The organism is Acinetobacter sp. YT-02 (assembly GCF_002412355.1).
GTDB lineage: Bacteria > Pseudomonadota > Gammaproteobacteria > Pseudomonadales > Moraxellaceae > Acinetobacter > Acinetobacter towneri.
On sequence record NZ_NOZT01000019.1, the window covers coordinates 1 to 12832 of the forward strand.

General features: G+C 43.2%; 11 protein-coding genes and 1 pseudogene. 3 read left to right on the forward strand and 9 right to left on the reverse strand.

Annotated features, from left to right (window positions below):
* Positions 1 to 777, forward strand: a pseudogene (locus CF596_RS06975) (IS66-like element ISAba25 family transposase); the annotation flags it as partial.
* Between the two features lie 34 nt (positions 778 to 811).
* On the opposite strand, the gene CF596_RS06980 reads toward CF596_RS06975, so the two are convergent.
* On the reverse strand, positions 812 to 1219 hold the full coding sequence (locus CF596_RS06980; protein ID WP_096901691.1) for a hypothetical protein: 408 nt from the start codon (positions 1217 to 1219) through the stop codon (positions 812 to 814).
* 158 nt (positions 1220 to 1377) lie between these two features.
* Positions 1378 to 1599, reverse strand: coding sequence for a translation initiation factor IF-1 (gene infA, locus CF596_RS06985; protein WP_001284370.1), 222 nt, complete (start codon positions 1597 to 1599; stop codon positions 1378 to 1380).
* Between the two features lie 230 nt (positions 1600 to 1829).
* Between infA and CF596_RS06990 the strand changes: the two genes are divergently transcribed.
* Positions 1830 to 2837 (forward strand): AraC family transcriptional regulator, encoded by a 1008-nt coding sequence (locus tag CF596_RS06990; RefSeq protein WP_004976104.1) that lies wholly within the window; start codon positions 1830 to 1832, stop codon positions 2835 to 2837.
* A 128-nt stretch (positions 2838 to 2965) separates the two neighbouring features.
* On the opposite strand, the gene truA is transcribed toward CF596_RS06990, so the two are convergent.
* The 5 genes from truA to asd form a co-directional block, all read right to left on the reverse strand.
* Positions 2966 to 3763, reverse strand: a complete 798-nt coding sequence (truA, locus tag CF596_RS06995; RefSeq protein ID WP_004976106.1) for a tRNA pseudouridine(38-40) synthase TruA — start codon at positions 3761 to 3763, stop codon at positions 2966 to 2968.
* 12 nt (positions 3764 to 3775) lie between these two features.
* The gene (locus CF596_RS07000; protein ID WP_004976109.1) at positions 3776 to 4756 is read right to left on the reverse strand and encodes an asparaginase; all 981 of its coding nucleotides are present in this window, start codon (positions 4754 to 4756) and stop codon (positions 3776 to 3778) included.
* A 46-nt stretch (positions 4757 to 4802) separates the two neighbouring features.
* The gene (locus CF596_RS07005) at positions 4803 to 6170 is read right to left on the reverse strand and encodes a fimbrial protein FimV (RefSeq protein ID WP_096901692.1); all 1368 of its coding nucleotides are present in this window, start codon (positions 6168 to 6170) and stop codon (positions 4803 to 4805) included.
* Positions 6171 to 6236: 66 nt separating this feature from the next.
* A complete protein-coding gene (locus tag CF596_RS07010; RefSeq protein WP_197704859.1) occupies positions 6237 to 7652 on the reverse strand; it encodes a hypothetical protein in 1416 nt (471 codons plus the stop codon).
* A 169-nt stretch (positions 7653 to 7821) separates the two neighbouring features.
* Positions 7822 to 8940: an aspartate-semialdehyde dehydrogenase gene (asd, locus tag CF596_RS07015; protein WP_004976115.1), complete on the reverse strand. Its 1119-nt coding sequence runs from the start codon at positions 8938 to 8940 to the stop codon at positions 7822 to 7824.
* Between the two features lie 189 nt (positions 8941 to 9129).
* Between asd and CF596_RS07020 the strand changes: the two genes are divergently transcribed.
* Complete coding sequence (locus CF596_RS07020) at positions 9130 to 10257, forward strand: endonuclease/exonuclease/phosphatase family protein (RefSeq protein WP_096901696.1); 1128 nt, start codon at positions 9130 to 9132, stop codon at positions 10255 to 10257.
* Between the two features lie 338 nt (positions 10258 to 10595).
* Here the strand turns inward: CF596_RS07020 and CF596_RS07025 are convergent, their stop codons facing one another.
* The gene (locus tag CF596_RS07025; protein WP_096901697.1) at positions 10596 to 11708 is read right to left on the reverse strand and encodes a glycosyltransferase family 4 protein; all 1113 of its coding nucleotides are present in this window, start codon (positions 11706 to 11708) and stop codon (positions 10596 to 10598) included.
* Positions 11709 to 11732: 24 nt separating this feature from the next.
* Positions 11733 to 12668, reverse strand: coding sequence for a lauroyl acyltransferase (locus CF596_RS07030; RefSeq protein ID WP_096901699.1), 936 nt, complete (start codon positions 12666 to 12668; stop codon positions 11733 to 11735).
* Between the last annotated feature and the right edge of the window lie 164 nt (positions 12669 to 12832).

The window sequence follows — 12832 nt, forward strand, 5'->3', positions numbered from 1 at the left end:
ATGGGTGAGAATAATAAAAAACCGAAGAAAGGTTATGTCTGGGCCTATGCCACTACACAGTACAATCCAGTTCAGGCGGTGATCTATGACTTTCAGGATAGTCGTTCAGGCCAGCATGCTGAAGAGTTCTTGAAAGGCTGGCAGGGCTATCTAGTCTGTGATGATTACAGTGGTTATAAAGCACGCTTTAAATCAGGCGATGTCATTGAGGTGGGCTGCATGGCGCATGCACGTCGTAAATTCCATGAACTGCATGTAACTGGGAAAAGTCAGGTCGCTGAACAGGCATTAGTGCTGATTCAGAAACTGTATGCGATAGAAGCAGAGCTCAGGAAAAAGACCGATGGTACAGTGGAAGACCGCCGCGAATACCGACAACAGCATAGTCAACCAGTGATGCAACAACTATATGAATGGCTCAACCAACATCATCTGACAGTGCCATCGAGTTCTCCCACCGCCAAGGCCATCAATTACACTCTGAAGCGTTGGCCAGCTTTAAGCCGCTATCTGGATGATGGCAATCTACCGATTTGCAATAATTGGGTCGAGAATCAGATGCGTCCCTGGGCGTTGGGGCGCAAGAACTGGCTGTTTGCAGGTTCGCTGCGCAGTGGTCAGCGAGCGGCAAACATCATGACGTTAATCCAGTCAGCAAAGCTGAATGGCTTGGATCCGTATGCCTATTTAAGTGATGTGCTGAAAAGGCTGCCGACACATAAAGTGACCCAGATTGAAGAATTGCTGCCGCACTGCTGGAAACCTAAATCGAATTAAAAAATAGGTATGGGATTCAGCGGACGCTTACGACTTAACAGCGTTGTCCCGAAACATACACTGCGGTAGCAATACCCTGCTGTAGGCGAAAATACAAATCACAAGTCAGTGCAACATCGTAACTTTCATGACTCGGGATACCGATATTTAACGGAACAGCACCAATACCTGTAGTGGGATGCTGCGCCATAGGGATCGGAACACGTACAGGACGAATGATACGGTAATGTAGCAATTGAGGGGTAGCTTGAACTGTACCAAGCTGTTGATAGCCAATTTGGCTTAATTGCAAATGGGTCAGGATATATTGGCTAGATTGACCAATAAATTGCTGTAAATACGCATCGCGGTTTAAAGTGGAATGCGGTGGATTACTACTACACGCCACTAAACTGAGCGCAAAAAGACCTGTTATACAAGCAACGCAGGATCGAAATAACATGCTTTTTCTCCCTTGCTCAAAACTTTATTGTAGAAGGCAATGCAAGAAAAGAATGTGGTGATTCGATAAGCGGCGGGGACGAATTAAAGGCTAAACAGAATTTTTTTAAGTGAACGTAAAAAAGCCACTCCGAAAGTGGCTTTAGCTTACTCTAAAACTTAGCGTGCGCGGTAAGTGATGCGACCCTTGGTTAAGTCGTAAGGTGTCATTTCAACTTTCACACTGTCGCCTGTTAAAATACGAATATAGTGTTTACGCATTTTACCAGAAATGTGAGCAATCACTTCATGACCGTTTTCTAAACGTACACGAAACATAGTATTAGGAAGCGTTTCGGTGACAACGCCTTCGAACTCGATGAGTTCCTCTTTATTGGCCATAGCCTACCTGAGTATCAAATTGGAAAGGCGCAAATTATAGGCAATTTTTCTGAAAAAAACAAGATGCTTTACCCTATACACAGCGCATCTGTTAGTAAAATAAGCGAATCATCGGTTTATACTTTTTCTGTAAAAATGGGCTTGGGTAGGTTGTCAGTTCGGTCAATCGCAGTTAATCTAATTTCAATCTTTTTAAGTATAAATGAAGTACATACAAGGAAGGTTTTTGCGTGGGTCAGCTAACTGATGCATCGGTTGTATTGCGTTTAGGCTACCAAGCGATTCGTCGTGCGGGGTTGCCAACCGAAGATATTTTAACAAAAGCAGGTGTGGCCTTAAATCAGGTCGAAGCCAATGAGCGTACGCCTTTAAATGCACAATATGCGTTTTGGGTTGCGGCTGAGGAAGTCAGTAAAGACCCTGATATTGGTTTACATCTGGGGGAACATTTGCCACTTTATCGCGGGCAGGTGATTGAACATTTGTTTATTTCTTCAGAAAACTTTGGTGAAGGCCTAAAACGCGCTTTGGCTTATCAACGCCTGATTAGTGATGCTTTTGATGCCAAATTGGTGGTGGAAGATGGACGCTGCTATTTAACCAATGGCGTGCAGCCGTGGTCGGAAAATATCGTCAATCGTCATTTTTCTGAATGTGCCATGTCGGGTGTTTTGCGCTTCTTTAAATTTATTACTGAAGGTCGTTTTCAGCCTATTTATATCGACTTTAACTTCAGTGATGGCGCTGCAGATGATGAATATTTTCGGGTCTTTGAATGTCCTGTGAGTTTGGGGCAGAAAGAAACGCGTTTGTATTTTGATCCGAGTATTTTGGATTATCCACTATGGCAGGCAGAACCTGAGTTATTGCAATTACACGAACAGTTGGCATTGGAAAAGCTGCAGGAGCTGGCGCGTTATGACTTGGTTGGTGAAGTACGCCGTGCCATTGGTTCAACTTTAGAAAGCGGTGAAACGACATTGGAAACAGTAGCGGCGCAATTGAATATCACGCCACGCCGTTTGCGTACCCAATTGAGCGAAGCCAATACCAGTTTTCAGCAAATTCTGTCCGATTATCGATGTCGTTTGGCTAAACGATTATTATCGAATACCAATGAAAGCGTGGAGCGGATTGTGTACTTAACGGGTTTTTCAGAGCCAAGTACGTTCTATCGTGCCTTTAAACGCTGGACCAATGAAACCCCAGTGGAATATAGAAAGCGCAAGCAGCGTTAAGTTTGAAAATTTAAAACCTTTCCTAAACAGAATCCCCCTAAATCCCCCTTTTTCAAAGGGGGACTTTCGTTTTAAAGCCTCGAAATGGAGCTCCTCTCTTTGGAAAAGGGAGGTCGGGAGGGATTAAATTATTCCGGCATATTTAACCAATGTGGCCCTAAGGGAACTTTCGGTAAATCAAACTGTTCAGGATAATGTGCCTGAATAAAATATAAGCCATCGGGTGGGGCGGTAATTCCTGCTGCTTTACGGTCTTGAGCTGCAAAAATTTGGTCAATATGCGCAATGTCATATAAACCTTGTCCAATCTCCAATAGACAACCCATGATATTGCGAACCATGTGATGTAAAAAACCATCGGCTTGAATATCTAACACTAAATAATTGCCGTGACGAATTAAGCGGCAATGGCTGACATGACGGACAGGCTGATTGGACTGACACGCTGCGGCACGAAAGCTTTCAAAATTATGTGTCCCTTCAAATTTCTGCGCAGCCGCAATCATTTTATCGACATCTAAGGGATAATAAGCGTGAGTGACTTGTTTGTGCAGCAAGGCAGGGCGTTGTGGATTGTTATACACGACATAGCGATAACGCCGTGCCTGAGCCTTAAAACGAGCATGGAAGTCCATATCCATCGTTTTAATCCATTGAATTGCAATGTCTTTGGGTAGTTGGCTGTTGGCACCCATCAACCAACCGCGTTCAGGGCGAATGGCATGCGTATCAAAATGTGCCACCATATTGGTTGCATGCACGCCTGCATCGGTACGTCCTGCACCATGTAAAATAATGGGTTCATCGGCAATTTTGCTCAGAACTTTTTCAATGGTTTCCTGCACACTAGGTACGCCTGCTTGCTGGGTTTGCCAACCCCGATACCGAATGCCACAAAACTCAATTCCGATTGCAAAACGCTGCATAATCACCTCAAATCACACTGAAGACTGCCAATGCGCATACCACTGTGCAAGGCTGTCGTATTGTAAATACATTTTTAAGGCTTTGGCATAAAGATCTGCGTGACTTTGGCAATCACTGATTAAAATTTTACTGTCCTGTAACCACTGGCTGATCGCATAGCGTTGTTGCATGCCACCAAAAGTGACTTGGGTGGTGAGAATCACGGCACATTGTTGAGCTTGTAAGGCCTGAATTAACTCAATCACTTCGGCATTGACGGCCATATTGCCTGTACCATAACTCTGTAAAATGAGGCAGTGTGGTGGCTGTTGCTGTAAGGCTTTTAAATTATCGACCAAAGCGGAAATGGCAATTGGCTGTAACATCCAGTTCAGGCAGTTAAAGTGCTGGGCTTTTTCAATATGTTGAGTGCTAATGTTGAATGCTGGCTCATTCTGCGATTTGTTCTCCGTGTAAACCAAAGCAGACTGACCTGTAAATGCATTTAACTCGGTGGTGTGTTGTTTCAGTGCCGTTGCGGCATGAATCAGTTGCTGATGGAAGGCCAGATATACTCCCTGAGTCACTTGATGAATCTGTTGTAAAGCAAAATTCAGGTTGTCCAAGGCATCACTAAATTCACGGGTATCTGTGCCTTGTGCATTGAGTAAGGGATATTGGCTACCCGTGAGAATGACATGGGTACTTTGCGCTAAAAAACGTGCCAAGACTGCGCTGGCATAGCTGAGGGTGTCGGTGCCATGTAAAATAACGAAATGTTGAAAATCATCGTGTTGTAATTTTTGAATATATTGAATGAGCTGTAACCAGTCTGCGGCTGTGCAGGCACTACTGTCTTTAATGACAGGGGCAACAAAGCATTCAATCTCTAAATTTAGGGGTAAGACCTGTGCCAAGCGTGGCAGAAATTGCTCCGCAGGCATTGGGCTTAGTGGTTCACCGACACAGCCAAAAGTGCCGCCCATATAGATTAACGCAATTTTTTTCATCATAAAAAAAGCAGCCAAGAATGACTGCTTTATCTTAATCTGATTTGAATTAAGAAGCGATTTGATTCAGTAACTGATCGGCACGTTGGCGTTGTTCAGCAGAATAATTTGCGCCTTGTTCGCTAAGTAAAGCTTTCGTAGCATCATAAGCGCCCAACTCTACATATTGGCTCGCTAAGTCTAAGTTCAACTGAATTTCATCCACTTGAGATAAGTCTGGGAATGATTTCACCAATGGATCATTCAGATCAACATCTGTGCTGACAACGGTTGCAGCAGGTTCAAGTGCAATACTTGGTGCAGCAATGATTTCTGGTTCAGTTGTAGGTTGAAGATTGGTTTCCGCAGCAGGCGTATTGTCAAATGTGAAATTAAAATCAGGTGTTGCAGGTTCAGCTTTTGCTTCAACCGCAGATGCGCTTTCTGGTGTAGAAAAATTGAAGTCTAGACTTGGGGCTTTGACTGAAGAAGCTTCATTGACTGTTGATTCTGGGGCTGTTGTTTCAGGTGCTGCTGTGGTTTCAGCTGGACTTGGTGTTAAATCAAACGTGAAGTCGAGCGGTTTAACTTCCTCTGCAGGGCTTACACTTGGTTCAGCTGTAATTGCAGGCGCTTCAGTTTTTGCTTCTGCTGCTGTGGAATCGAGTGAGAAATTAAAATCCAGTGCAGCAGGTTCTGCTTTGACTTCAGGTTCGGCTGCTTTTTCTACAGGTGCAGCAGCAGGGCTGAAATTTAACGATGAGGTATCAAATTCTAAAGCTGCTTCAGGTGCTGCTGTTTTATTTGAAGTTAGTTCGTGCTGTAACTGGTCAAAAGAAGAGCTATCAGAAGAGATATCATCTTTTGATTGTATGAGGGCATCAAAATCAGCAGTTGATTTTTGTTCAACAGGAGCCGATTCTAAATCCGCTGGAGTCGTTGGTTGAAAATCAATCCCATCAATTGCTTTGTTGTTTTGCTCATCAAATACTTGTTTTTGAGCTTCTGCTTGAACCAAAATATCATCAAGGCCCAAAGCGCGTATATGATTGAGTAATTGATCAATCGCAAACTCATCTTTTTGCTGTAAATGAATGTCGAGCAAGAATAAATACAGACCGTGTAAAGAATTATCACGTTTTAAGGCCTGGTTGATCTGTGCTTCCGCAGCAAAGAAATTGCGTTCCTTAATCAGATTTTCAATATTTGTCTGAATTTTAACAGGTACAGGGGTAGAGTGTTGTGGAGTTGGAACAACCTCTTCAACCACCACCGATTTCTGGGCAACTTTTTTGGTAGTTGTGGTTTTCTTGCCACTGGTTTTGGCTGGCGCTGCTGTTTTCTTGTTGCTTGGTTCGGCTTCTTTACTTGCTTCACGCTTTTTCAAGAAAATTGCGATCACCAGTAATAAAATAAACGGAATCACATAAATCAGCATGTTTATACCCCTTGAGGATGTGGTCCCTGTTTGACCTTATCCCAAAAAAATCATTGTGTGTAACATTTAGTGTTTTGGCTTATTTGCGGCTTGTTGTTTTTGCAATTGTTGTTGCAGTTCGGCAAGGCGCGCGTTGAGTAATTGAATTCTGTGATCCTTCTGACGTAATGCCAATTCTAATTCTGTTACGTTTCTCTGTAATTTAACGGTTTTCTCACGGGATGTCATAACTTTTAATGACAAGTCACCCGAAGTTTGTGTGGATTGTGTGTTCTTCTTGGCAGAACCGTGGGTGGAGTCCTGTTGATTCTCTGCCACGAGGCTCATTTCTGCTTGATTTAAACGATATTTGGCTTTGCCTGATTGTGGTGTACTGGCCGTTTCTGGTTTTGGAATTGCGGCTTTTTTCTCTGTTTTAGAGTTAGCTTGTGCATGTAAATTTAAGGTCGCACCACGACGTAAACGATTGGCATCGCCTTGAATAAAAGCATGCTCATTATTGGCTTTAATTTGTTGCATCACTTCGGCAACAGGGCGATTGTTTTCGCCCGCAATGCGTGAGGCAATTGCCCATAATGATTCATTCGATTGCACCACGTGTTGGGTATTGACTGCAGGCATGGCTGTGGCAGGGCTTGGTTTAGCCTGTGCAGCCGCTGTTTGTGCAGGCTTTTTCACGGCAGCAGGCTGAGTTTGTGCTAGTTGCTTCGTGCGTTGCTGTTCAGCAAATTTTTGTACCAATGGATCAGCCGATTGTTGTGCAGTGACTGACGTAGTCGCTGTAGATGCTGTCGGTGTTGGGTTGTTATTTGTTTTTGCTGGCGCTGCTTTTGGAGCAGCAACAGTCGTATTTTCACTCGCTGCGCTACGGCTTGGCGCAGTTTGAATCACTGTTACTGCTTGATGGTTTAACGCAGGCGGTGTATTGCGTTTAATGGTTAGCGGTGCTTCAAAAGCCTGTTGTTCAATTGCTTTGGGTGTTTTAACCTGATAGGCCGTACTTACAGGTAAATTTAAAGCAATATCTTGCTCATTGACAATCATAACAGGCATTAAAGCTTGTTCATTGCTACGTTGCATAGCGGCCAATGGCGCAGGTGCACTGCGTTTTAATGGGGTGCGAATATGTTGCAGGCGGGTTGCATTGCCTTCTTTAATTTTGACCACAATATTCAACTCAGACTCGGTTAGAGGTCGAGATGAGGTAATGGTGATAACCCCTGTACCATTGCTGTTACGACGTGTAAAAAAGTTAAGATGACCAGGCGGACGGTGACTCGCACCAATCGACATCAGATCTTCTGCCGTAGCTAAACTGACATCAATCGCTTCATTCACATTCGATTGACGAAAGTTGATTTCGGCATAGAGCAATTCCCCAGTTGTTGACTGAATTTGAATCGGGTCAACATTCATTGCATACATTTGCTGTGAAGCCAAAATAGATAAAATGGCGATCTTTAATTTGTTATATACAGTCATCTTAATTGTTAGCTCGGTCATTTATCGCAAGGCGAAAAGGATAGAGTAGCGAGTTGTATGTCGATTGTAAAATATTAACACGTTGATTACATAAAAAAGCCAGTCAAATTTGACTGGCTTGTTGAGTTTGATCACAGAATCCAAAATGATTCAGTGCTCAAGACGAGGCTTAAGCATTTTTGTAATCAATTAAGATGCGTAACATGCGACGTAATGGCTCTGCTGCACCCCAAAGTAATTGGTCACCTACAGTGAATGCACCAAGGTACTCTTTACCCATGTTCATTTTGCGTAAACGACCAACAGGTACTGTTAAAGTCCCTGTAACTGCAACTGGGGTAAGATCGGTCATTGATGCTTCGCGTGTATTTGGTACCACTTTTGCCCATTGGCTTGATTGACGAATCATATCTTCAATTTCGTTCAATGGAACGTCTTTTTTCAGCTTCAATGTGATTGCCTGAGAGTGACAACGCATTGCACCAATACGTACACAGTGACCATCAATAGGAACAATCTGCTGATTGCCTAAAATTTTGTTGGTTTCAACCTGACCTTTCCATTCTTCTTTTGACTGACCGCTTTCAAGCTGTTTGTCGATATATGGAATGAGAGAACCCGCTAAAGGCACACCAAAGTTTGCCGATGGGAAACCTTCGCCGCGTTGTAATTCGGCAATTTTAGAGTCGATGTCTAAAATTGGTGAACGTGGGTCATCCAACAAGTCTTTGGTGTTGTTATACAAGTAGCCCATGCCTGTGATCAGCTCACGCATGTTTTGCGCACCTGCACCAGAAGCTGCTTGATAGGTCATTGAAGTTGCCCATTCCACCAAATTGTTTTGGAATAATGAACCCAAGCCCATCAACATGAGTGAAACAGTACAGTTACCGCCCACAAATGTTTTGGTGCCATTCACCAAGCCATCTTTAATGACATTCATGTTGACTGGATCAAGTACGATAATCGCTTCATCATCCATACGTAGGGTAGATGCAGCATCAATCCAGTAACCATTCCATCCTTCAGCTTTAAGCTTCGGGAAAACGGCAGAAGTGTAATCACCACCTTGACAGGTAATAATGACATCCATTTGCTTCAGACTTTCAATATCTGTTGCATCCATAAGTGCTGGGGCAGTCTTACCACCAAATGCTGGTGCTTCACCACCAGCATTACTGGTAGAGAAATAGAATGGTTCAAAATGAGCAAAATCATTTTCTTCAACCATACGTTGCATAAGGACGGAACCCACCATCCCGCGCCAACCGACCAGACCTACTTTCATGCCACTTTGCCTCGGTGCGTTAAAAAACAATAAAGGAATATAAGTCTATCAAAAGGGGGCGCAACTGCAAGCATTACATGAACAAAACATGAGTATTATTGAGTGAAATCTCTTGTTTGTGTTACATACAAAATTGATAACTTTGGTTTTCATGTAAAAACGACAAAAAATACAAAAGAGTAAAGCAAGATGATTTGGGTAAAAGGGCTTGCAATATTAGTCATTTGGTTAAGTTTTTGGTCACTGATTCCACGTGATGAATGGTGGATTCGGGGCGCAGATTTTCCACGTTTACAGATCTTGGTTTTAGGCATCATTGCCTTTGTTTTGCTCCTAATTTGGGAGCAGACGTGGGATGTGTCTAGCCAAGTGATTTTAATTGGACTGATTGCGGCTTTGGCTTATCAGCTCAAAATGGTCTTGCCCTACACCTTGCTGTGGAAAAAACAGGTCAAACAAGTTCGTCCAGAACAGCTAAATCCTGAAAAACAAATTTCATTAATCGTGTCCAATGTTCTGACACCAAATCAGAAATATCATCTGTTGATTGAACATATTCAAGCCTTAAAACCAGACTTGGTATTGACTTTAGAAACTGATTTGGCATGGCAACAAGCCTTGTCTGTGATTGAAGCCGACTATCCTTATCGGGTCGCTGTGCCTTTAGATAATTTATATGGCATGCATTTGTATAGCCGTTTGCCATTAAAAGACACTGAGATCAAATTTATTCTCAGCGATGAAATTCCATCCATTCATACCAGTGTGATTTTGCCTTCGGGGCAGCCTGTACAGTTGTATTGTTTGCATCCTAAACCACCAAGTCCTACCGAAGCCAAAGATTCAGTTTTAAGAGATGCCGAATTGTTGATTGTAGGCGATCAAATCAAAGATTTAGATGAAAGCTGTATCGTAATGGGTGATTTAAACGATGTGGCGTGGTCGCGGACTACGCGCTTGTTTCAAAGAATCAGTGGCTTGCTCGACCCGCGCGTAGGGCGGCACTATATCAATACCTTTCATGCCGATTATCCTTTACTGCGTTGGTCATTAGACCATGTATTTCATAGTACCGATTTTGCATTGGTGGATATGCAGCGTTTGGCGCATATCGGTTCAGACCATTTTCCTGTGTATGTGGTATTGCAAACTGGGCGGGTGTTTGATCGAATTCAGGAAGAGCTGCCCCAAACTGATGCCGATGAGCAGGAAGCACAACAGGCGATTCAGGAGGGGATTGAAAAAGCAGAGCGAGAAGAAAAACTGGTGACCGATGAAATTGCACAACCGTATAAAGCACAGGATAAATCGGTTTAGAAATTAAACGAAAAGTGTACGAAATGGCTTACACGGATTTAGGCACATGACGCATGGTTTATTCTGACTGATCTGGTTAAGATTAATTCATCAGCACAAGGACTCGGGAACGGAATATCCCATTAAGGAAGACGACGCTGACGGATAAACATCAAGGATATGATGTAGGTAAGGAACGCCATACAATAAAATAACAATAAGTTTTGAAAGCACAACCTCATGAGCCCGAGTTTTACAGGATGTAGAACTCGGGCGATGATTTTTGGGGGACTTATTTTTTCATTCTCATTGTTTTTAAACAAATTAAATTTCAATCAGCTCGATTCAGTTTTAAGGCTTTAGGTGTGTTTTGACTGCAAAACTTGCTGATATAAATCTAAGGTTTGATGACACATATCTGCCAAGCTGAACAATTCAACAGGGGCGACACTTTGCGGTGTTTCCAGATGCAATTGCACTGCATTGAATAAAGCGACTTGGTCATCTACCGCGATGAGTCCTTGCGGATACAGTTGTGATAGAATTTCAGCCACACCACCACGGTTCCAGCCAATCACAGGTGCTCCTAACGATAAAGCCTCGAGCGCAGTGCGTCCAAAGGTTTCTGCCTGATTGGAAAGTGAAAGTACAATATCGCTAAACGCAAGCCACTCGCGAATGTCAGAACGGTGTCCAACAAAGGTTATCGCTTCGGTCAGATGTTTATCCCGAATATTGCGTTCCAGTTCCTGTAAATAAGCTGCTTTTTTAACATCTGCACCGCCTACAACAACAGCATGAATCTGTGGATACTGGGTTTTTAATTTCGCAATTAGATCAATCAATGTTTCATGACCTTTTAAGCGGGTGATACGTCCCGGCAAACAAATTAAAAACTTATGTTCAAGTTCTGGGAAATCTTGATAGGTTTGTTGCATCCATTGTGCCGAAGGTTGATACCCGTGCGGAAATGCAGCAGGGTCAATTCCACGATAAATACGGACAATATCTTCAGGTGGACAGTTTTGATAATGATCACGAATGTATTTGACTACACTGTCAGAAACTGCGATCACTTTTTCCGCTTGGGTCATAATTTGGCTGTAACGGTTAACTGAATAAAAACCATGTACAGTTGAAATTAAGTGTGGACGTTTTTCGGCTGGAATACCTTTTAGGGAAAAATGAGTTAGCCATGCAGGTACGCGGGAACGTACATGCACAATATCAGGTTGATGTTGCATAATCAGTTGGCGTAAAGGACGGATTTGCCACAAGCTTGATAATGATTTTTTGTGGATGGCTAACTTTAAATGAGTGGAACCTTCAGCTTCGAGTTGGTTAACCATCCGTCCGCCATTCGACACCACCAATGACGTATGTCCTTGAGCGACCAAGGCTCGGGCGATTTCGAGCGTACCGCGTTCTACACCGCCACTGTTTAATTCGGGTAATAACTGCATGACTTTCATGAATCTTTCCTTCTGCCGTACAGATTAGTAAATACTGTCATAACCTTCGGGGCGGCTCTTAAACCGACGATGAAACCACATATATTGGGTAGGAGCGATCCGTAATTGCTGCTCGATAATGAAATTGGTGCGCGTTGCATCTGCTACTTCATTTGTGCTTGGAAAATCCAGCAGTTCAGGCTCAATCAAGACTTTATATTGCGAGTTGGAAAGCTTGCCTGTACGGTAGAAATATAACGGAATTGCTGCGGCTTTGGTCATTTTAAGTAAACGACGATGCGCTGTAACTGTCGCTGCAGGTACGCCAAAAAATGGCGCCATAACACCTTGTTTTAAACCAAAGTCCTGATCTGGGCTATACCAAATGGCACGACCATTTTTTAAGTGGCGGATTAAACCACGCATGTCATCGTGGTCAATTTGATGACCGTAAATGGTGGCGCGACAACGGTAAATCAGCATGTCCAGTAAGGGATTGTTTTGTGGACGATAGACCACATCGGGGTCAAAATATTGTGCACAGACATAGCCACCTGCATCTAGCAGAGTAGAATGTGTGCCTAACAATAAAACCCCGCGACCATCTGCTTGGGCTTGCTGAATATGTTCCAAACCTTCAACCTGAGTGCGTCCTTTAAACCACTGTGGACAGTACCATGCATTTAAGGTTTCAAATACGCCCAGCATTTGATCAACAAAGACTTGGCGAGCATTTTCTTGTACTTCAGCCTCGCTCCATTCAGGAAAACACACTTCCAAATTGCGTAACGTAGTTACGCGACGTGACTTCATGCTGTTAAAGGCAAGATTGCCTAAAAGCTGCGCCAAACGATACTGAATCGCCCACGGCAAAATGGCTAAAATCATCAGGCAGACAATGCCAATCCAGATGCCCCAATATTTTGGCAACAGGAAAGACCATTGAAATTCGCCTGGTGGATATTCAGTGTGTTGACTCATAATGACCGTGTAAAGTGTTGTATCGTTGCAGTTTAGCACGAACCGATTTTAAAATTTAAAAGCATACGTCCAATGGGAAAGATGCTTAAAATGGTTTTGCAAAGCTTTGGTATTGGGGACAAGTCCTGTGCTTAAAAAGTTAGGAATAATCACTTAAGCCAATA